Source organism: Amycolatopsis sp. MJM2582, assembly GCF_000754115.1.
Lineage (GTDB): Bacteria > Actinomycetota > Actinomycetes > Mycobacteriales > Pseudonocardiaceae > Amycolatopsis > Amycolatopsis japonica.
Genome location: NZ_JPLW01000002.1, coordinates 1,446,779 through 1,467,485 on the forward strand (window position 1 = coordinate 1,446,779; position 20,707 = coordinate 1,467,485).

19 protein-coding genes are annotated in these 20,707 nt (G+C 68.8%); 6 read left to right on the plus strand and 13 right to left on the minus strand.

What is annotated here, in order from left to right:
* Nucleotides 1-68 precede the first annotated feature (68 nt).
* The 4 genes from ED92_RS16940 to ED92_RS16955 form a co-directional block, all read right to left on the minus strand.
* The gene (locus ED92_RS16940) at nt 69-2,114 is read right to left on the minus strand and encodes an MDR family MFS transporter (RefSeq protein ID WP_037339048.1); all 2,046 of its coding nucleotides are present in this window, start codon (nt 2,112-2,114) and stop codon (nt 69-71) included.
* Nucleotides 2,115-2,212: 98 nt separating this feature from the next.
* Nucleotides 2,213-3,163 (minus strand): DMT family transporter, encoded by a 951-nt coding sequence (locus ED92_RS16945; RefSeq protein ID WP_063777600.1) that lies wholly within the window; start codon nt 3,161-3,163, stop codon nt 2,213-2,215.
* Between the two features lie 80 nt (nt 3,164-3,243).
* Nucleotides 3,244-3,753, minus strand: coding sequence for a hypothetical protein (locus tag ED92_RS16950; RefSeq protein ID WP_037339051.1), 510 nt, complete (start codon nt 3,751-3,753; stop codon nt 3,244-3,246).
* 9 nt (nt 3,754-3,762) lie between these two features.
* Nucleotides 3,763-5,913: a hypothetical protein gene (locus ED92_RS16955; RefSeq protein WP_152610939.1), complete on the minus strand. Its 2,151-nt coding sequence runs from the start codon at nt 5,911-5,913 to the stop codon at nt 3,763-3,765.
* Between the two features lie 147 nt (nt 5,914-6,060).
* Here ED92_RS16955 and ED92_RS16960 point away from each other — a divergent pair, with 147 nt between their 5' ends.
* Nucleotides 6,061-6,480 (plus strand): VOC family protein, encoded by a 420-nt coding sequence (locus tag ED92_RS16960; protein WP_037339058.1) that lies wholly within the window; start codon nt 6,061-6,063, stop codon nt 6,478-6,480.
* Nucleotides 6,481-6,492: 12 nt separating this feature from the next.
* Here ED92_RS16960 and ED92_RS16965 read toward each other — a convergent pair whose 3' ends face one another.
* The 6 genes from ED92_RS16965 to ED92_RS16990 all read right to left on the minus strand — a co-directional run bounded on the left by ED92_RS16965 (nt 6,493) and on the right by ED92_RS16990 (nt 14,804).
* A complete protein-coding gene (locus ED92_RS16965; protein ID WP_037339060.1) occupies nt 6,493-7,524 on the minus strand; it encodes a YihY/virulence factor BrkB family protein in 1,032 nt (343 codons plus the stop codon).
* Nucleotides 7,525-7,671: 147 nt separating this feature from the next.
* Nucleotides 7,672-9,270 (minus strand): ABC transporter substrate-binding protein, encoded by a 1,599-nt coding sequence (locus tag ED92_RS16970; RefSeq protein WP_037339062.1) that lies wholly within the window; start codon nt 9,268-9,270, stop codon nt 7,672-7,674.
* A 10-nt stretch (nt 9,271-9,280) separates the two neighbouring features.
* Entirely contained in the window at nt 9,281-10,183 is a 903-nt protein-coding gene (locus ED92_RS16975; protein ID WP_037339064.1) for a serine hydrolase, read from the minus strand.
* Nucleotides 10,180-11,568: a serine hydrolase gene (locus tag ED92_RS16980; protein ID WP_037339067.1), complete on the minus strand. Its 1,389-nt coding sequence runs from the start codon at nt 11,566-11,568 to the stop codon at nt 10,180-10,182. Before ED92_RS16980 ends, ED92_RS16975 begins: the two co-directional genes overlap by 4 nt.
* Before the next feature lie 138 nt (nt 11,569-11,706).
* Complete coding sequence (locus ED92_RS16985; RefSeq protein ID WP_037339069.1) at nt 11,707-13,332, minus strand: CdaR family transcriptional regulator; 1,626 nt, start codon at nt 13,330-13,332, stop codon at nt 11,707-11,709.
* Entirely contained in the window at nt 13,329-14,804 is a 1,476-nt protein-coding gene (locus ED92_RS16990) for an amidohydrolase family protein (RefSeq protein ID WP_037339072.1), read from the minus strand. Before ED92_RS16990 ends, ED92_RS16985 begins: the two co-directional genes overlap by 4 nt.
* 197 nt (nt 14,805-15,001) lie before the next feature.
* Between ED92_RS16990 and ED92_RS16995 the strand changes: the two genes are divergently transcribed.
* Complete coding sequence (locus tag ED92_RS16995) at nt 15,002-15,214, plus strand: DUF3072 domain-containing protein (RefSeq protein ID WP_037339074.1); 213 nt, start codon at nt 15,002-15,004, stop codon at nt 15,212-15,214.
* Nucleotides 15,215-15,316: 102 nt separating this feature from the next.
* Here ED92_RS16995 and ED92_RS17000 read toward each other — a convergent pair whose 3' ends face one another.
* Together ED92_RS17000 and ED92_RS17005 are read right to left on the minus strand one after the other, a co-directional pair.
* Nucleotides 15,317-16,111 carry a MerR family transcriptional regulator gene (locus ED92_RS17000; protein WP_037339076.1) on the minus strand — a complete coding sequence of 265 codons (795 nt, stop codon included), beginning with the start codon at nt 16,109-16,111 and terminating at the stop codon, nt 15,317-15,319.
* On the minus strand, nt 16,105-16,659 hold the full coding sequence (locus ED92_RS17005; protein ID WP_235213297.1) for a helix-turn-helix domain-containing protein: 555 nt from the start codon (nt 16,657-16,659) through the stop codon (nt 16,105-16,107). The genes ED92_RS17000 and ED92_RS17005 overlap by 7 nt, the downstream gene beginning before the upstream one ends.
* Before the next feature lie 78 nt (nt 16,660-16,737).
* Between ED92_RS17005 and ED92_RS17010 the strand changes: the two genes are divergently transcribed.
* A complete protein-coding gene (locus ED92_RS17010; protein ID WP_235213298.1) occupies nt 16,738-17,970 on the plus strand; it encodes an SDR family NAD(P)-dependent oxidoreductase in 1,233 nt (410 codons plus the stop codon).
* 120 nt (nt 17,971-18,090) lie between these two features.
* On the opposite strand, the gene ED92_RS17015 is transcribed toward ED92_RS17010, so the two are convergent.
* The gene (locus ED92_RS17015) at nt 18,091-18,378 is read right to left on the minus strand and encodes a hypothetical protein (RefSeq protein ID WP_037339078.1); all 288 of its coding nucleotides are present in this window, start codon (nt 18,376-18,378) and stop codon (nt 18,091-18,093) included.
* A 332-nt stretch (nt 18,379-18,710) separates the two neighbouring features.
* Here ED92_RS17015 and ED92_RS43010 point away from each other — a divergent pair, with 332 nt between their 5' ends.
* From ED92_RS43010 to ED92_RS17025, 3 genes are all read left to right on the plus strand, one after another.
* On the plus strand, nt 18,711-18,866 hold the full coding sequence (locus ED92_RS43010) for a hypothetical protein (RefSeq protein WP_162836892.1): 156 nt from the start codon (nt 18,711-18,713) through the stop codon (nt 18,864-18,866).
* Nucleotides 18,867-18,966: 100 nt separating this feature from the next.
* A complete protein-coding gene (locus ED92_RS17020) occupies nt 18,967-19,476 on the plus strand; it encodes a hypothetical protein (protein WP_037339079.1) in 510 nt (169 codons plus the stop codon).
* 389 nt (nt 19,477-19,865) lie between these two features.
* The gene (locus ED92_RS17025) at nt 19,866-20,642 is read left to right on the plus strand and encodes a L,D-transpeptidase family protein (RefSeq protein WP_037340195.1); all 777 of its coding nucleotides are present in this window, start codon (nt 19,866-19,868) and stop codon (nt 20,640-20,642) included.
* Nucleotides 20,643-20,707 lie beyond the last annotated feature (65 nt).

The window sequence follows — 20,707 nt, forward strand, 5'->3', positions numbered from 1 at the left end:
TCGCATGCGGCGAAAGTCCCCTTCACGTCATGTCTGGAAGGGCTCCGGCGCCCTCAACCGCGCCCACCCTATCGCGACGCGGCGTGTTTCCCGCTGGGCTGGTCTTCGGCGGCCTGGTCCAGGATACGGTTCGCGACCCGGCCGAGCGCCGCGTCCAGTTCGTCTTGTCCTTCCAGACCCCAGTCCCGCAGCCGTTCGGCCAGCCAGGCTTTCCAAGCCCGGATGAGCTTTTCGAGTTCGGCGCGTCCTGCTTCCGTGGTGGCCCATCCCCCGGATTTGAAGGTCAGGTGGCCTGTGAATTCGAGGCGCGCGAAGGCGGCTTCGAAGACCTCTGGCGGAACGCCGTAACGATCGCCGATCGCGGACAGCGACGTCGGCTTGTTCCGGCGTTCCCGCAGGCGAACCTGCCCAAGGCACCACAATCCGCCGGCGTCGAGTTCGCAGCCGGACTTCATGATGACACCCGCCGAGGCCGCCTTCCCGTCGCGCGCCAGCAGGCGGCCGACGGCACGCTCGAGATCCTGATCCCCGTTGCCCGGCTCCGGCATCGCGAAACCGTCGCCGAGGTCCGGCGCGGCCGCCCGCGAGGTGTCCCGCAGCGGAACCTCCTTGAGGAAGAACGCCAAAACCAGCGCGACGAGCCCGACCGGTGCGGCATAAAGGAAAACCGTGTGCAGGGAATCGCCGTACGCCTGGATGTAGGGCGCCGAAACCGAATCCGGCAAGGCGTGGAGAGCGCTCGGGACCTGGACGGCCTTGGGGTCGATCCCGGGCGGCAGCGGATGTTCCGCACCCGCCGCGGCCATGTTCGGCGCCAACTGGTTGGCGTAGATCGTGCCGAAGACGGCCGCACCGAACGAAGAACCCAAGGACCGGAGGAAGGTCACCCCGGATGTCGCGACGCCCAGATCGCGGTAGTCCGCGGTGTTCTGCACGACGATGACCAGCACCTGCATGCTCAGGCCGATTCCCAGACCCAGCACGGCGAAGTAGAGGGACATCTCCCAGAAACCGCTCGTCGGGGTCAGCCGCGAAAGCAGGTACAGGCCGAGCGTCAGCCCGATCCCGCCGGCGATCGGGAAGATCTTGTACCGCCCCGTCCGGCCGACCACATTGCCCGCGAACACGCCGGCCACCAGCAGCGCGATCACCATCGGCAGCATCCGCACGCCCGAACTGGTCGCCGAGATGCCGTGGACGTACTGCAGATAGGTCGGCAAGTACGACAGCGCACCGAGCATCGCGAAACCCACGACGAAGCTCAGGATCGCCGAAACGGTGAACACGGGATTCCGGAACAGCCGCATCGGCAAGGTCGGTTCCTTCGCGCGCTTTTCCGCGAAGACGAACAGCACCAGCAAGATCACCGAGCCGATCGACATCCCGATGATCGTCGGCGAGTCCCACGCGTACTGGGTACCGCCCCAGCTGGTGACCAGTGTCAGGCCGGTCGCGGCCAGTCCGATCAGCAGGATACCGAGATAGTCGATCACCGGCCTCGCCGCGGCCTTGACGCTCGGCATCGCGCTCGCCGCCACGATCAGTACCAGGACCGCGATCGGGACGTTGACGTAGAAGGCCCATCGCCACGAAAGGTGGTCCACGAAGAGCCCGCCCAGCATCGGGCCGAGCACCGTGACCACACCGAAGACCGAACCCAGGACGCCCTGGTACTTGCCCCGCTCGCGCAGCGGCACGACGTCGGCCACGAGCGCGGTCGCCGTGACCATCAGGCCGCCCGCGCCCAGGCCCTGCACCGCGCGGGCCACGATGAGCCAGATCATGTCGCCGGCGAACCCGCAGAAGAACGAACCCACCGTGAACACGATCACCGACAGCTGGAACATCAGCTTGCGGCCGAACAGATCGCCGAGCTTTCCGACGACGACGGTCATGATCGTCTCGGCGAGCAGATAGGAGGTGATCACCCACGACAGATGCCCTGCCCCGCCGAGATCCCCGACGATCGTCGGCAACGCGGTCCCCACGATCGTCTGATCGAGCGCCGCGAGCAACATCCCGAGCATGACCGCCGCGAACACCGCGTTCCTGCGTTTGCGGCTCAAGACCGGCGGGGCGGCGTCCGGCCCGCCGACCTCGGCGGTCGTGGTCATCGAGCTTCCCTCACGTCGGGCACTCAACGTAAGACAGGCCCCGGGTACCGCGCACTTCGATGATCACTCGATCCGGTCATCTCGCCGGCTCTGCCAGATCACTGTGGCGCCGGTTCCTTCGAGTGACGTCCCAGGCTGCCGATCGCGGCCATGATCAGCACGACACCCACGACACCGGCCACCGTCAGCCTCTCCCGCAGGAAGACCATGGCGATGAGGACGGCCGTCACCGGCTCGAGCAGCGTCGCCACCACAGCGGCACCGCTGGGGGTGGTCCTCAGACCGGTGAACAGCAGCGCGTAGGCGAGCGCCATCGTCACGGCCCCCAGGTAGCCGATCACGGCCCACGACCCGATGTCGGTCGTCCAGATCCCGTCGCCGCTCGACAACGGTATGACCAGTCCGGCGGGAACGAGGACCATCGCGGCGACGCAGGTGGTCGTCGTGGTCATGGTCAGTGTGTCGAGCCGCAGGGACAGCGGCGCGGCCGCCTCGGCGGAGAGGGCGTAAGCGGCTCCTGACACGAGTGCGGCGAACACACCCAAGACCGGGTACTGCGCTTCGCCTACCGGGCTGCCGAACACACTGACCAGCAGAAGCCCTGACACCGCGACCGCGACGGTGAGGAACTGGCCGGCGGAAGGCGGGCGGCGACGCCGGACGCTGCCGGTGATCAGCAACAACACCGGCGCGAACCCGAGGCACACCACGGTGGTGATGCTCACCCCGGTCCACAGGACCGCCACGAAGAAGAACAACTGGAAGGTCGCCGTCGCGACCCCGACCACGGTCACCCGCCGCCAATGCCGCCTGCCGAGCCGCGCGCAGGCGCGCAACCGCCGCATCGCGGCGGCCGCGATCACCAGGACGACGACGGCGAAGAACGCGCGGTAGCCGCCGATGGTGAGCGGGGAGAGACCTGAAGCGTCGTGGACCACGGGGATGGCCGGACCGATCGTTCCCCAGAGCATGCCGGCCAGGCACACCAGGACCAGCCCTCCGCCCTTGCCCGCGGACGTCTGGACGGGCTCGGATTCCGTCGTCGCCATACCGGCAGCATGTCAAAGAGGTGCGCGACCGACTGCTTCGGGAAGCATCACAGGACCGCCACCGCCGCAGCGGCACACTTCTACGGCAGCATCAGGGCAAGCCATCCCCCGCAGGCCGCGGCGAGCGCGCCGACGACGAATCCCAGCCACCTCGGGCAGGTGTAGTCGTCGATGACGAGTTCTCGCACCAAGGCGATGAGCAGGCCGACCGCGCCGAACACGATGAGGACCACGTCCGTGGTCACGGTAGTGCGCAGATCCACGACCGTGGTGCCCTTGCGCAGGAACACGATCTCGCCGGTCACCGTCGAAACCTGCACCACCACCGGAGTACCCGGCTCGGTATCGATCGCCTGTTGGCCGTTGCCGAACTCGAAGTCCCCGGCCGCGCCGCGGACGGTGATGAAATAGGTGAAGTGCGGCTCAGGGTCCTGTGACGACATGTGGGACTCTTGCCGGTGCGCGATGACCGTGCCCTCGATACTGGAGGTCGGCGCGTCCCGCACGTTCAGGTCGTGGACGGCGTAGGTGAGCAGGCCGGCCGACACACCGAACCACAGCAGTGTTGCGAAGAGCCGGATCACCAGCATCGCCGCAGCCTAGGGACAGCGCGTGCGGACGGGGAGGGCATAACCGCCCTCAGCCCCGCGCCGTGACGACGGCGCCGCGAGGTGGTCTTGCAGTGTGGCGTGACGGAATTGGTAGACGGGGCCGACCGTCCTGAGGATGTGCCTTTGACGTGCGTCCTCGAGGAACCGCAGGAGCCGGAACGGTGTCCGGTACCGGACGGTGAGGTAGAGCTGACCGCAGGCCGCTCGTATCGTCTTCGACAGCGCGGTCCACACCGCGACCGCGATCGCGGCCCCGATCAACGCGCCCATGACGGCTTCTTCCAGCCCGCTTCCGATGCCGCCGATCACCCCGCCGATCAACCCGAAGACAAGCGCGCCCGCCAACGTGAAGGTCACGAGAAGCAGGGGCACGGTCGCCAGTTCGGCGCGCCAGAGGTTCACCGGGGTGGGCGGGTTGACGTCGTTTCGCCCTTGCTGGGCGAGGTGATCGAGAAGACCGACCGTCAGGCCGCCGACGAGGCCGACGGGCAGGCATACCGCGAGGCCTCCCGCGTATCCAGTGGCGAAACCGCCGGCGAATCCTCCTTGAGAACCCGCCACGACTCCGAAGCCGAGTCCGAGGGAAAGTCCCAGCAGGACACCGCGCCTGAGGTTCCTTGACCGGAACGAGCCACCGAGTGTGAGCGGGTACCTGGCGGCGGGCGCCAGGAACTTGATGGCGATGCCGATGCCGGCGGCGGAACCGAGGGTGACCCAGAACAAGTCGCCTGCCAGGGCGGTGATCAGTGCCGCCGCGGTCAGCGCGGCGGGAATCGTGAGCAGCGCCAGCGGTATGGCGGAGGCGAGGCGGCCGGACCACGGCGACCACGCGGTCATCCCCCACCAGGTGAAGTCGCGGGTGCGGTCTCGATGAAGTCCGCCGGCGATGACACCGAGGGTGCGCCGGACCGTGGCGGGGCTGTATCGAGACGGCTTCTGCCCGGGGCGCGTCGTGTAGGCGGCCGCGACCGCTTTCTCGAGGAGGTGCTGTGTGATGGCACGGGGGTCGGTGAACCGGTCGCCGAGCAATTCGTCGACGGTGGCGTCCAGATTTCCCAGCGGTGGGTAGATGTCGTGCAGAAGACTCACCCACAACGGGCTGCTCAACACCGACGCCAGGGCGCCGGAACGGTTGTCCTTGACTGTTTCGGCGATCGATCTCCACGCGGAGGGAGCCGGCGAGGGCAGTGGGCCGAGTAGATAACGGACCGTTGCAGCGGGCGTCAACGGTTTCAGCCGTACCGCCACCGCGCCGACGAACAGGTGCTGCCGCGCGGCGTCGGCCATCTCCTCCGTGCGGCTGAGCAGTATCACGCGGCACGTCGCCTGCTCGCTGAGCGCTCGCAGCGCGATCGGCCGCAAGTTCTCGGGGATCTCGTCGAGCCCGTCGAGGATGACGGTGACGTGCCGCTCCAGCAAAGCCCGCGCATGACGCGCGCCCGCTCTGCCGCGGAGCAGTGGGACCAGCGTCAGCCTGCTCACCAGCCAGTCCACGACCGGAGTGGTCTCCGGATCCCAGCCGTGCAGAGTGAGGATCACCGGCACCGGAATTCGCCGCCGGGCCTCGGCATCGGACGTGGATTCGCGATACTGCAAGGCGTCGAGCTGCAGCAGCACAGCGGCCGAGCTCTTACCCGCCCCCGGTGGACCGACGAGGATCAAGCGTCCTGACGGAAGAGCACCATAGATCCTGTGCAGCTTCTCGCGGTTGCCCGACCGCAGGTCCGCCGAAGTGATGGTGTCAAGGCCCGGCAAGGGCGGGAACCACGCTCCCGCGCCGCGAGGTGCCGTCGCGGACGCGACGCTCCCGGCGATTCCCTTCGACACACCCGTCCACCGGATCGGCAACGGAGACGGCTGCATCAGGCCACGCTCCAACGCCGCCGCCATGCCTTGGGTGCGCATCGCCACGGCGAACCGATCCGACAACTCGTCGAGTCCCACCGAAGGCGGTGGGAGAGCCGTCCTCCACAACGCGACGACACTGACGACCAGGCCCACCGCGGCGAGGACGAACTGCCCGTAGGTGGCAGCGGCACTCCGGGCATCCGAGGGCAGTACGGCGACCTGGACAACCCACCACACCAGCGCCACGGCAAGCAGGCCGAGGCCGACCGGCAAACCCTGTCGTCTTTTCACTGACATTCCATCGGAATACGAACGTGCGGCATCACAAACCGACCGCCTACCCACTCGAATGGACCAACAATTCACCTGAAACCAGCGTGAGGCCTGTGAGAAGGTGTCCGAACTTCAAGGGGTTCCGAAGAACAAGGGCGTTGGTATATGACGAGCAGGCTGGAATGGACGACGATCGACAGCGTGGATCCGCGGCGGCTGGCCGAGTTCTGGTGCGGTGTCCTCGGGTACGTCGTCTACGAGGACAGGGGTGAGGTCGTCGAGATCGGGCCCGACCCCGAGGTCCCGGACGCGGAGCGGCTCGCCGATCTGCGCCGCGGGCCGGCCGTACCGAGCATGTCGTTCGTCCGAGTGCCCGACGGCAAGAGCGGCAAGAACCGGGTGCACTTCGAGATCACCCCGATCGACGTCGACCAGCGCTCCGAGCTGGACCGGCTGCTCGCGCTCGGTGCGTCGACCGTGGACCTCGGCCAGGGCGAGAACCGCTCGTGGGTCGTACTGGCAGACCCGGAGGGCAACGAGTTCTGCCTCGCGCGCAGCCTCGCGCCGGGCGAGTTCGAGCTGTAGCGACCGGCCGGGTCAGCCGGTAGTGCCGCGGCCCTCCGCGACGGTCCCGGGAGGCTCCGATGTCACCTGCGCGGTGTCGTCGTCATCGAATGCGCTGGTATCCCGCGGTGGCAGGAAAGGCTCCCGCTCGGAGGGTTGCCCGGTCTCGATGCGCTGCCCCCGGGCGAGTTCGGCGTCGAACTCCGCCCCCAGCAGCACGGCGATATTGGAGATCCACAGCCACACCAGGAACACGATCACCCCGGCCAGCGTGCCGTAGGTCTTGTTGTAGGAGCCGAAATTCCCCACGTAGAAAGCGAATCCGGCCGAGGCCGGCACCCATACCACCACCGCCAGCACACCGCCGGGGCTCAGCCACCGGAATCCCGGGTGTTTCACGTTGGGTGCGGCCCAGTACAACAAGGCGAACGCCAAACTCACCAAGAGCGCGATCACCGGCCATTTCGCGATGTCCCACACCAGCACCCCGGCCGACCCGACGCCCAGCAGTCGCCCGACTCGCTCGGCCACCCCACCGGTCGCCACCACACCCACCGCGCACACCGCCAGCAGCACCACCACCGCCAGGGTCAAAACCAGGCGCAGCGGCACCGTTTTCCATATCGGCCGCCCTTCCGGCATCTCGTAGATCGCGTTCGAGGCTCGCATGAACGCACCCACATACCCGGACGCCGTCCACAGCGCCCCCGCGACACCCACGATGGCGACCGGTCCCGCCAGCCCTTGAGACCGGCCCACCTCACGGATCGCGTTGACCAAGATCTCCCGGCCCTGTCCGGGAACCAGCGTGTCGATGTTGTCGATCAGCGTCTGCGTCGCCGCCGGGCCCAGCAAACCCAGCATCGCGGTGAGCACCACGATCGCCGGGAAGATCGACAACACGCTGAAGTAGGTCAACGTGGCAGCCCAGTCGGTCAAGTTGTCCCGCTGGAACTGCTTGACCGTCCGTTTCAACACCTGCCACCACGAACGCTTCGACAGATCCGTCGGGCCCTCGGGCTCGTCCTCCCCCGTCCGATTCCCGGTGACGCCACCCTGCCGCACTCGTCGTCGCTCCACTGCGCTGCACCTCAGCCCACGATCGGCACTGCTCTCCACTCAAAGCCAGGTACCCCGATCTCGCTTCGCTAGACCTCGGCTTCTCGATTTCCGAGCCGACCGGCGCGACCGGTGTGCATCCGAAGAACTTCATCAGGCATACATCCGGATCGACGACGGCTGGAGGAAGGTGTTCGAGATCTCGAACCGCGCCTTGTTCCCGAAGGTCGGGAGTACCGAGTTCGCGAACTGTGCGACGTCCTGGTCTTCGAACAGCGCCGTCTCCGCGGCCAGCCAGTCCGGGCAGCCCGCGGTCCCGACCTGGGTGGCCGCCTTCGCGACCAGCGCGTCGTACCGCGGGTTGTCGATATGCGCGAAGTTCGTGCCCTCGGGCGGGCGGCTGCCGGAGACGAACGGGGTCAGCTGGCTCGGCAGGTTCAGGCTGACCGGCGCCAGCGAGAGGTCCCAGTCGCCGGAGGCGAACAGCGTCTGGCTGGTCGCCGGGCTGTCCAGGCCCTTGAGTGTCACGTCGACGCCCGCCTCCTTCCAACCCCGCTGCATCAGCTCGGCGGCCGGTGTCATGGTCGCTCCGATCTGCGTGCCGTAGATGGCGGTCAGCGCGAGACGTTTGCCGTCCTTCGTCCGGATGCCGTCCGGTCCCGGCTTCCAGCCCGCCGCCTCGAGCGCGGCCTTGGCCGCGGCGAGATCGAAGCCGGGGATGTGCCCGGTGGCGGAGTCGCCGGTGCACGCCGCGGGTTCCATGGTGATCAGACTCCGGACCGGCGCGCCGGCGTCCCTGGTCAGCACCTTGGCGACCTGGGCGAGATCGAGTGCCTGCACCAGTGCGCGGCGCATCGTCTGGTCCGCGCCGAACCGGCCGGGTGCCTGGTTGAACCACAACTCGCCGAGTGCCACGGTCGTGTCGGCGTGGAACAGCCCGCGTGCCCGCAGCCGCTGCTGGTCCGGCCCGACCACCTGGGCGGCGTTGAGCTCGCCGGACAGCAGCAGGTTCGTGACGGTGGTCATGTTGGGGATGACCCGGATGATCACCTTGTCCGGCAAGCCCTTCTGCCGCGGATCGAAGGCGCCGGGGCCCCAGTGGTAGTCCTTGCGCCGGGTCAGCGTGTAGTGGTCGTTCGGGACGATCTCGGACACGGTGAACATACCGGTGCCGTTCTCGCCCCTGGCCAGCGTCGCGCGGTCGGCGAGGCCCTTCGCGCAGACGATCGGGATGTTGCCGATGTTGCGCAGCAGGAACGCGTCCGGTGCCCCGCTGGTGACCTTCACCGTGCCCGCGGAATCGTCGGCGACCGCTTTCGTGCCCACCTTCACCGTGTTGCCCGCGATCGGCGACTTGTTCGCCGGGTCGCCGATGAAGTCGATGTTCGCCGCGACGTCCTTCGCGGTGAGCGGGCTCCCGTCGGGACAGGTGATGCCTTCGCGCAGGGTGAAGGACGCCGTGGTCGTGGTGGCCTCCCACCGCGCCGCGAGGCCGGCCTCGGGTTGTCCCTTGCCGTCCACGCCGAGCAACCCGTCATAGAGGTAGCGGCCGATCTCGCCGGCGATCGAGAGCACGGTGAGCGCCGGGTCGAGCGTCCCCGGATCCGAGCCGACGGCATAGGTGAAAGTCTTGCCGTCGGCCAGTGGCCGGTTCGCGTCCGGGTCCGTGCCGGAGGGCGCCGGTGCGGAGCACGCGCTCACGGTCAACGCGACCACGACCGCCGTCACGACGGTGTGCCGGGCAGTTTTCATGGGAGTTCTCCTACGGTGTCACGTTCTCGGCGGCGAGGTGGTCGAGCGCCAGCCGGGCGACGGCGCCGATGGACGCGTCGACCTCGGGAAGGCGGTCCTCGAAGGAATGGGCGCGGGTGAACACCGCGACCGCGAAACGGCGGCCCTCGGGCAGGGTCACCACTCCCGCTTCGTTGCGGATGCCCGGCAGCGTCCCGGTTTTCGCGGCTATCCGCACATCGGAGGGGAATCCGGCGGACAGCCGGTGCGGCCAGATCTGCCGGGCCATGATCGCCCGAACGCGTTGGCAGGCCTCGGGTTCGCCCGCCCGGTCGGTCCAGATCGCGTCCAGCAGTTCGGTCGTCTCGCGCGGTGTCGACGAGGTTTCCCTTTCCGGGTCGCACATCGACAGGTTCCGTAGCTGTTCGTCGGTGGCTTCGGCCAGCAGCGCGTCGATTTCGGCGAGGTCGGTCCCGCCGAGTTCGGCGAGCCCGATGCGGAACGAGTCCTCGCAGGAGCCGATCAGGCGGGTACGGGTCAGCCCGAGGCCGGCGACCACCCGGCAGATCGTCTCCTGGCCGATCCGGTTCCAGATCAGGTCGGTCGCCGCGTTGTCGCTCATCGTGAGCATGAACCAGGCGAGGTCGCGCCAGGTCATCTCGACGTCGTCGGCGCAGCCCGCGGTGCCGATGCCGCCGATCCGGTACCGCGCGGTCACCTTCGTGTACTCGGTCTCGTCGAGCCGTCCGGCCACCACTTCCCGGGCGTAGGCGAGCGCGATCGGAATCTTGAAGACCGAGGCGAGGACCACTTGATCATCGGCGCCGACCGACACCTCGGCACCGTCCGGCACGCCGATTTCCCTGGCGTGCAGCGAACCTTCGGCGCCCGCGGCGGCGAACACGGCTTCGATCCGTTCGCGGATGTCGTTCACCGGGTCACCCGCCGGTCCGCGCGTCCGGTGTGGAGGAACCGGGCCCGGCCGGCGCCGTCGTCGCCGACGAACTGGTGGGGCATGTAGGCGCCCGGGAGTTCCGGGACGACGGCGACGAAGGTTTCGCCGTGCCACGGCAGCAGTTCGACCGTGCCCGAGGGCTCGTCGAGTTCGGCGAACTCCCCCTTCGGGGTGCGCCGAAGCCAGAGCCTGCCGCCCTCCTCGGTGACGACGGTGGAGACGACCCTCGACGAGTATTCGCCCACGTACCGGGAAAGATCGGCCGGCGCCGCCGCGGGATCCGGCTCGGGCAGCGGCGGAACCGTGATACCGGCGAGTTCGTGCATCAGCTTGGTGGCGACCTCGTGGTAAGCCCGCAGCGCGGCCCCTCCGTTGGTCAGCAACGCGAACGCGACGTCGCGCTCCGGCGCTACGCGCAGGAAGGCGGACTGGCCGATCGTGCCGCCGTCGTGGCCGATCACCGTGCCGCCCTGCCAGCCGAAGTCCGCCCAGCCGAGGCCCCAGTACGCGCCCATGACGCCGAGATCCGGCACGGCGATCTGCCGCTCGCGCATGGCGCGCACCGACTCCGGCGACAGCACCTGGGCACCGTTGTCGGCCTTGCCTTCGTTCAAGTGCATGCGGGCGAAGGTCAGCAGATCGCGCGGGCACATGACCAGCGTCGCCCCGGCGGGGGCGTTGGAGCGGGCGAGCGACCAGACCTTCGTGGGTACCGGCCCGCCACCCGTTTCCGGCAGGTCGTGACCGACCGCGGCGCGATGGCGGACGGCGTCCTCGGCGCCGCAGCCGGCGTGGGTCAGGCCGAGCGGGCCGATCAGCCGCTCGCGCACGCAGTCGTCCCAGTACTCGCCTCGCAGCACCTCGACGATGCGGCCGAGCACGCAGTAGCCGGCGTTGCTGTAGGAGAACCGCTCGCCCGGCGGGAACAGCTGCGGCACGTCCGCCAGCAACGGGATGAGCTTCGCCACCGCGTCCTCACCGGTTCCGGTGTCGGCGAAGACGTCACCTTCGAATCCACCGGTGTGGCATGCCAGCTGCCGGACGGTGATCGTGGCGGCGGCCTGCTCGTCGGCGAGCCGGAACTCCGGCAGGTAGTCGCGCACGGGACGGTCGAGGTCGACCAGGCCCTCGTCGACCAGCTGCATGATCAGCGTGATCGTCCAGACCTTGGTGATCGACCCGACCTGGAATACCGAGTCCTTTGTGGACTCCACCCCGGTGCTCGTGTTCAGGACACCCGCCGCGTGCTCGACGATCTCGCCGTCGGCGAGCACCGCGATCGCGGCACCGGGAACCCGGTGCCGGTCCAGCAGGACGGCGAAATTCTCCCGGAGCCAGGTATCGATTTCGGAAATCTTCGACATGTGCACCTCTTGTCCGGTGTGGATGGTCCGGCGTTGCGGGAATGCTAGGTCCGGCGGAGGCGCCGGTTGTTCGTCCGGATCGAGGAGAGCCGAGGGGGAAGTTCGTCCGCGCGGAGGAACCCCGGGATCGGGAGTGCCTCAGGCCGTTTCGGGCCGCGTGCCGTGGAGCAGCAGATGCAGTTGCACCATCGCCGCGAACCGGTCCCTGGGGTCGTCGAGGTCGATGCCGCCTATCTCGGCCAGCCGTCGCAACCGGTAGCGGAAGGTGCTCGGATGCACATAGGCCGCCGCCGACGCGGCGTTGGTGTCCCCGAACGAATCGAGCCAGCACCGCAGCGTGTGCACGAACTGGGACTGGTGTTCCCGGTCGTAGGCCAGCAACCTCGCGATCGGCCCGCTCGCGACGTCGCCGCGGGCCGCGGAAAGGTCCGCCAGTTCGAGCATCAGCGCGTCGATGTGCGCGTCCTCCGCCGTGAGCACCCGCTTGGCGCCGCCGTTGTCGAGCAGCACCCGCAACGCCCGGTCCGCCCCGACGCGAGAGTCGTACAGGCCCGAACTGTCGAGCGCCGTCGGTCCGACGCCGATCGTCGCGGAGACCCGGTGCCCGATTCGTTCCAGGAACGCGGCCGCGACACGCACCGAGCGTTCCTGCTGATCACCGTGGTTCCCCGGCACGATCCCGTACACGACCTCGCCGATGAGCGCGACCGCCGATCGCGGCTGGACCGCGCTCAGATGAAGGGCGAGCGCGTCGGCGACGCGATGGCGTTCGGTGGCGAGCCGGGGGTCGTCGTCAGCCGAGTCGAGCAGACCCATCGCGAGCACGACGGCGGGCCGGCCGAGCAGGCCGAGGCGCGCGACGGCTTCCGGGGCCCCGCGCCCGCCTTCGAGGGCGGTACTCACCAGATCGGCTCGCAGCCGGCGTTCGACATCTTCTCCGGCGCGCACCCGGAGAAGATGCAACGCCACGATTTTCGTGGCGTCCACCAGCGCCGCCTCACGTTCGTCGCTCAGCGCGTGATCGACCACGGCCCAGATCGAGCCGAGCACCTCATCGCCGGCCCGGACGGCGGCCACCGCCCTGGGACGGTTCTCGCCATCGTCGTCCGGATGGAAATAGACCGGTCCCGGCTCGTGATAGAGGCGGTCGAAGAAGCCACTCTCGGCCAAGCCCCGGGTGTACCGCTCCGGCACCTGGCGGCCGAGGATCGTTTCGACCCGCGGCGGATCGGTTTCGTCCTGGCGGCCGGAGAAGGCGAGCACCCGCGAGTCACGGTCCTCGATGGTGATCGGCGCGTCGAGCAACGCGGCGATCGCGTTGGCGAGCGCGAACAGGTCACCGGTCGGGATCCCGCCGAGTGCCTGCGGAGAGACGTCGCCGACGTCGCCCTCGGCCAGCAACGTACGGAGCATCGCGGCCAGCTGCGTCCACGACGCCCTGCTCGCCAGTCCGACCAACGCCACCCCGGAGGCCGCGGCCGCTCGCGCCAGCTCGGCCGGGGCGGAGACCGGCGAGCGCACGACCAGCGCGGACGCGCCGCGTTCGCCGAGTTCGTGCAGGAGCCTCACGATGTCACCGGATTCGCGCACCCCGACCCCGAGCACCACGGCCCGGTCGGGGAACTCGGCGTCGTCGTACGGGTCGTGGATCACCACGCCGCCGAGGGGACGCCGGGTGTCCCGGCCGACCGCGATCGGCTCGAGGAGCACGTCCCCGAGTGCTTCGATGACGCGGTTCAGACTCGTATGCGGTTTCGCGTTCACCGCGGTTCACCGCGCAGCGGTCTGCCGGGGAACGCGTCGGTGAGCAGTCGCCCGTCGCGGACCACCGGAGTGCCCGAGACGAAGAGGTGCCGGACGCCGAGCGAAGGCCGGGTCGGGTCGAAGTACGAGGCGGTGTCGGTGATGGTGGCCGGGTCGAGGACGACGATGTCGGCGTCCGCGCCGATGTCCAGCCTGCCCTTCGCCCGCGCGGCCGGCGAGACCTCGTCCAGCACCCGCGCGGGCAGATAGGAACAGCGGCGGAACGCCTCCAGCCAGGTCCAGGTGCCGGTTTCGCGCACCATCAGACGAAGCGCTTTCGAGAACGTCCCCGCCGTGCGCGGGTGTGTCACCCCGCCCGGGGGAAGCGGCCATCGGGTGCTGTCGCCGGTGCCGTCGGGCCAGTACACCGGCATCGCGTCGCTCGCGACGATCGAGTCGGGGAAAGCGAGCGACCTGTGCAGCAGAGCCCGTTCTCCCGGATCCTGCTCGTCGAGCGACTCGAGAAGGCACGGCGCTCCCGGCGTCTCGCGCCGGACCTGCCGCAACCGCGCCTCGTCGGCGATCCGCTCACCGGTCTCCAGCAGGACCACCCGTGTCGGATCGAGACCGTTCATCCGCAGCCGCTCCGGGGCGAGGAAGAACGCACCGACCGCGGTGCAGCCCGCCCCGTAGGGATAGGCCTCCACCGTCACCCGCGACCCGGCGGAGCGGGCGGCCTCCAGCGCGGCGAGCACCCGGTCGATGTGGTACCCCGACGTGCTGTTGACGTGGCAATGGTGCATCGCCGCCCCGGTCTCGGCCGCGGCGATCGCGATCTCCTCCGAACCGTCGACCGGCGTGTCCGGGTCGACCTCGACCAGCTCGCGGACGTGCGTGTACGTAGGCGCTCCGGCCCGCTTGGCAAGCCTCGCCAGGGCCAGGAACTCGGCCGGGTCGCTGGCGGGCGCGTACCCGAGAAGCACGCCGACGCCGAGCGCACCCGCCGCCAGCTCGTCTTCCAGCAGGGACAGCCAGGAAGCCAGTTCGGGTTTCGACGAAGACCGCTGCCAGGCCGGATCGCCCAGCACCGAAAGCGCGGTGGCGAAGTTCGCGTCCGGCTCGACCCCGGCCAGCACCTTCGCCCGGGCGGAACCCCAGGAAGCGGAGAAACCGTAGTGCAGCGGCCGCCCCGCCGAGGCCGCCTCCGCGTACGCCCGGCCGACCGGCATCATCCCGGCCTCCAGATCGAGCGCCGTGGTGACCCCGTCCATCGCCTGCAACCGGTGGCCCGCGATCGAATGCACGTGGCTGTGGAGATCGACGAAACCCGGCCCCACGAGGTATCCGGCGACGTCGATGGCGATCTGGTCGTCGGTCTCCGGCAGACCCGGCCCGACGGCGACCACCGTGCCGTGATCGACCAGCACGTCGGCGGTGCCGTCGAACCCGGTGGCCGGATCGACGACGCGACCGCCGCGCAAGAGCGTGCGCATACCTGCCCTCCTAGCCTCGTTGGCGACGACACTAGGTCGAGCCGCGGGCGGCCCGTTCGTCCCGCGCGATGAATCCCGGCGAGAATTTCCTCCGCGAGCACGAACTCGGGACCGGTTCGCCCCGATGCGGGAAGGTGTGGCTTCCCGCCTGGCGGGGTATTCGCCGCCTGATCATGTGCCCAGCCGAAGGACGTCAGATGAGCGACAACACGCAGCCGAGCGACACTCCGAGCCCGGAGAAACCCCGCGAAGACTGGGCGACCGGCGACGAGCCGATGACCGGGCCCCAGCGCTCCTACCTCGGCACCCTCGCCCAGGAGGCGGGCGAGACGGTTCCGGAGGGCTTGACCAAGGCGGAGGCGTCGGAGCTGATCGACCGCCTCCAGAACCAGACCGGACGGGGACAGTAGGGGCAGGAGGGGCATGCCGAGGTTGCGCAAAGCTCCTTGCGGTGACGCCGTGGCTGTCGGCAACCCTGTCTTGTTCCCAGGCCCGGCTTCGCGCCGACCGCTTCAGGTGACGCGAAAGACCGGCCAGCCGATCTCGGTGCGCCACGCAGCGGGATCGCCCGTGGCACGCGGGCCGACGAGGTAGACCTCCCGCACCGGCCCGGCCACCGACATCGCGTTCTCCACCACCCAGGTCCCGAGCTCGCCGTAAGTGACCTCGATGCCGTCGTGCTCACCGACGTGGGTGGTGACGGCCAGTTCCGCGGCCGGAAGAGTCACGGGGTGCACGCGTCCGGTGTGAGGTGGCGCGGCGGTCGGCAGGTAGAGGAGCGCGTGACCGCGCTCCTGTTCGAACAGGGCGTTGTCGTAGTTGCCACCCAGGGGGCCGGACGCGGCGGCGCCGACGGCCGCCTCCAGCTCGGCCACCGCGCCCGCGAACCAGGCCTCGACATCGCGATGCCCGATCACGGCCTCCACCGCCGCGACCGTCCGGGCGGGCTCCGCGCGCAGCTCGACGTCGATCGGCGCGGGGTCGGGCCGGAGCAAGCGCCGCAACGACACGACCGCGGCCCGGGTGCGGTCGAGCACGTCCTCGAGGCGTTGCAGGTGATCCGTGACCAGAGCCGCCCGGACACCGGGATCGGGGGTCCGCAGGATGCGCTGCACATCGTTCAAGGGGACGTCGAGTTCGCGGAGCCGGTGGATGACCTGCGCGGTCGGGATCTGGTCGACACCGTAGTAGCGGTAACCGGTGGTTTCGTCCACCACGGCGGGCTCCAGCAGGGCCGCCTCGTGATACCGGCGCAGTGTCCGCACGCTCAGGTGGGTCAGCCGCGAAAACTCCCCGATGCTCAGCATCCCCTCATCCTGGACCCTCCCCCTGGGAGAGAGTCCACGGCTTGACCCTCCCACGCCGCGAGGCCACACGATCGGCTCATGACACCGCACACCGACCTCCCGTCCGATCTGCTCCCGGCCACCGTCCGCGAGTTCTTCGCCGCCCACGTCGTCCACGACGCCGATACCGCCTCGTCGTTCCGGGCGGGCTCCGCGCGCAGCTCGACGTCGATCGGCGCGGGGTCGGGCCGGAGCAAGCGCCGCAACGACACGACCGCGGCCCGGGTGCGGTCGAGCACGTCCTCGAGGCGTTGCAGGTGATCCGTGACCAGAGCCGCCCGGACACCGGGATCGGGGGTCCGCAGGATGCGCTGCACATCGTTCAAGGGGACGTCGAGTTCGCGGAGCCGGTGGATGACCTGCGCGGTCGGGATCTGGTCGACACCGTAGTAGCGGTAACCGGTGGTTTCGTCCACCACGGCGGGCTCCAGCAGGGCCGCCTCGTGATACCGGCGCAGTGTCCGCACGCTCAGGTGGGTCAGCCGCGAAAACTCCCCGATGCTCAGCATCCCCTCATCCTGGACCCTCCCCCTGGGAGAGAGTCCACGGCTTGACCCTCCCACGCCGCGAGGCCACACGATCGGCTCATGACACCGCACACCGACCTCCCGTCCGATCTGCTCCCGGCCACCGTCCGCGAGTTCTTCGCCGCCCACGTCGTCCACGACGCCGATACCGCCTCGTCGTTCCTCACCGAGGACGCGGTGATCATCGACCAGGACGAGACCTTCCACGGCCGAGAGAAGACCCACGCGTTCCTGCGGGACGCCGGGACCGAGTTCGAGTACACGACCGAACAGATCGGCGCCCACCGCGCCGACGACAACCACTGGGTCGTGACCGTGCGGCTCGAAGGCAACTTCCCCGGCGGCATCGCCGAGCTCGACTACCGGTTCACGCTCCGGGACGACCGCATCGCCGAAATCGTCATCGCCAACCACGCGGCCCGACCGAACCCGCGCACGTCGATCCTGAATGGAGAAAAAATCATGAAGACTTGGTTCATCACCGGCGGGACGCCCGGAGGGTTCGGTCTGGTCTACGCCGAGGCCGCACTGGAGCAGGGCGATCGAGTCGCGGTGACCGTGCGTCGGCCTGCCGAGCTGCGGGAATGGGCTGAACCTTACGGCGACCGCGTGCTGGTTCTCGAGCTCGACGTCACCGATGCCCAGCAAGTGCGTGCGGCGGTCAAGGCGGCGGAGGAGCGGTTCGGCGGAATCGACGTGCTCGTCAACAACGCGGGCCGCGGCTGGTTCGGCTCGATCGAAGGGGCCCCTGACGAGACGATCCGCCGCACGTTCGACCTCAACCTGTTCGCCGTGGTCGACGTGGTGCGTGCGGTCCTGCCGGGTATGCGGGCACGCGGCGGCGGTTGGATCGTGAACATGTCGTCGGTGGCGGGCCTCGTCACCGCACAGGGGTTCGGCTATTACTCGGCGGCGAAGTTCGCGGTCGAAGGACTGTCGGAGACGCTGCGGCTCGAGGTCGAGCCGTTCGGTGTGCGGGTGCTCGTCGTGGAGCCGGGCGCAACCCGCACCAAGGCCTTCGCCGGCTTCCAGGACCAACCCGTCAACGAGGTCGTCGACGCTTACGTACCGATGGTCGAGAGCGTCAAGGCGGCGTTCGTGGACCACAACGGCAAGCAAGAAGGCGATCCCGTTCGAGGAGTGCGGGCCGTGCTCAGCGCGATGAGCGCACCCGTTCCGCCGCGCCGGATCGTGCTCGGCAACTCCGGCTACGACGTCGTCACCGCGATGCACGAGGACGCCCTCGTGGAGCTACGCGCCAACGAGAAGCTTTCACGCAGCACGGACTTCTAGCCCAGCGGCTGCGGGCCGCTCGTGTTCAGGTTGCTGCGCAAGGACTTCGGCGATGCTGTCGGTGATGGCGTGGTGGGCGGAGCTACTGCACCCGACCGCGCGTTCGGGCCACGCGGGAGTTCAGTCGTGGTGATGCTTCCGCGCCAGTTCCGCCGTCGCTTCGGCGATCTTCCGTTCCAAACTCGGCTCGTCGGCGAGCAAGGCGAGAATCTCGTCAGCGCTCAGCTTCAGCAGCATTCCGCTGACCTGCGCCGCCAGAACGGGCTGATACCTCTGCACGCGAGGAAGCAAAGCTTCACCGAGCCAAACCTTGCGCTGTTCCGGCGTGAGGTCGGCGGGCATCTCGTCCTGGGGCGAACTCACGCCGACCGCCGCGCCCGGCCGGTCGACGCCACCAAAGCCGCGCACCGCGACAACGAGATGTGGCGACGGCGCGCCATCTCCCTCAGTTCGCCACCAGCCCGTTCACGGCTGACGCCTCGAGCGACCAGAATGGCCTCCGCCCGCTCGACATCTCCAACGGGCACGATCGCTTTCCTGCGAAACAACACTGCGTTTTCCTCCGGCGGCACTTCACGACGACTCAAGGCGTTTACCCACGATCCGCGGATTCAAACCAGGGAATTCTGTGAAAGAAACCCTGGCCGGACGGTGTTTGACGAGACGCCGATGCGGGCACCACCAGCCAGTCCCCATCGTGGCGGCGGTTCGTTTCGGCCGCTCCAGGAAAGTGAGTCACCATGATCGTGCTCGGAGTCATCATTCTCGTGATCGGCCTGATCGTCGACATTCCCGTGTTGACCACCATCGGCGCCGTCGTCGCCGTCGTGGGCGTGGTTCTCGCGATCCTCGGCAGCACGGGACGCAAGGTGGGCGGCCGCGCCCACTGGTTCTGAGCCACTCGTTCGAACCGACGGCCCCGGTCCACGTTTCACCCGGACCGGGGCCACGTTCTTCCCTCGACACTTCTTCTCCACCGCACCTGCGAGGACCACGATGCCTGAGCCGACCACGCCGGAACCCCTCCCGGCCGAATTACGGGCACTGGCCGCCGAGGCCGACGCCCTCGCCGAGCGGACCGCGGAAATGGCCGCTCGGCTGGCGGCCACGGACGACGGGCACCTGCAACGGCTCGCGCAGCCGATGAACAAAGCCACCGACGATCTGGCCGGCTACACCGGCGAGATCGCCAGGACCGCCGAGTCCCTGGCCCGTGTCCGGGTGTCCCGCGATCCCCATCTGTGCGACGTGCCCTGGGGCGTCTGCCCTGTCCACGGCGTCACCTTGCACTCGCTCGGCGACCGGGCCTGGTGCACCGCGACGGGCTGTGACAACTCCTGGGATTACGACCGGCTGCACACCCCCTGCACGGAACCGGCCGCGGCGATCGCCACCGATCGCGACGGTGTGACCGGCTCGCTCTGCTCCGCCCACGCATCGGACGCCGCGCGGCGACTGGACGGATGCAGCATCGAATATCTCGGTCACCGGACGACGAACGGCTGACCGATCCCGTTCCACGGGAAGGCCGATCGCACTCCGTCGGCCGACCGGGTCTGGTGGTGACCACGGCGGGTGATCAACGCGCGGCGATTCATCACCTCTACTCCGGGAAACGATTCCGAGCACATACTCTGAGTGGGCTCGCCCCGTCGTTACCGGTTTTCCTCCGTTTTCCCCGATCGTGTGAATTCACCGAACATCTGCGACCTGGGAGAACACGGCAAAGCCGCAGGCAGATCCTCCCGTGCGCGCATGGTGATCATTGATTAACACATCGCGCCGATGTTAGGAATGTTCCCCACGGAAGCGAATTCCGTTGTGGAACACTCTGCCCAAGGACAAGGCACTCGATGACCAACCTGCAGACCTTCAGCGGTCGTGCGCGCCCTCGTATGGTTTTCCTTCTCCTCCCCTTGACAGTGGTCGCGTTGCTGACCGGCTGCGGAACGAAAGGCGGCAACGGTGCCACCGACGGTTCCATGACCACGCCGGCGGTGGAGCCCGCGGCCGCCGACGCACTCCCGGAGGCGAACACCTTCGGCGAACTGGCCTCCGCGCCCGCGGACCCGTCCCCCACCGCCCCGACCGGCGGCGAAGTACTGCATCCCAAAGAGGACGCGGTCGTCTTCCGTACCCCCGGTGGTGAGCCGATCGCCCGCCTCCCCCGAACCCAGATCGGATCGCCGACCTGGGTTCCGGTGATCGCCCGGCAGGGCGACTGGGCACAGGTCCTATTGCCCACGAGGCCCAACGGAGCGACCGGCTGGCTGCACGCCACCCCGGATGCCGTGGAATCGGCACAGAACGATTTCCGCGTCACCGTGGATCTCGCGGGTTTTCGGCTGGAAATCCACGAAGCGGGCAAGCCGGCCGGCTCGTGGACCATCGGCACCGGAAAGCCGGAACACCCCACGCCGACCGGCCGCGCGTTCATTCTCGCGTCGATCCAGGAAAGCGTGAACACCTACAGCCCGATCGTGCTGCCGCTGAGCAGCCATTCCGCTTCACACGAAACCTTCGGCGGCGGTCCCGGCACCGTCGGCCTGCACACCTGGCCGGACAACAGCTTCGTCGGCAAAGCCACCAGCGACGGCTGCATCCGCGTCACCCGCGAGGCGTTGAACCGCCTCGTCGAACTGCCGCTCGGCACCATCGTCCAGATCACCTGACACCCGATCACGGAGGTATTTTCCCTTGTTCCCACGCACTACGAGCGCGCTCGCCGGTACGGCGG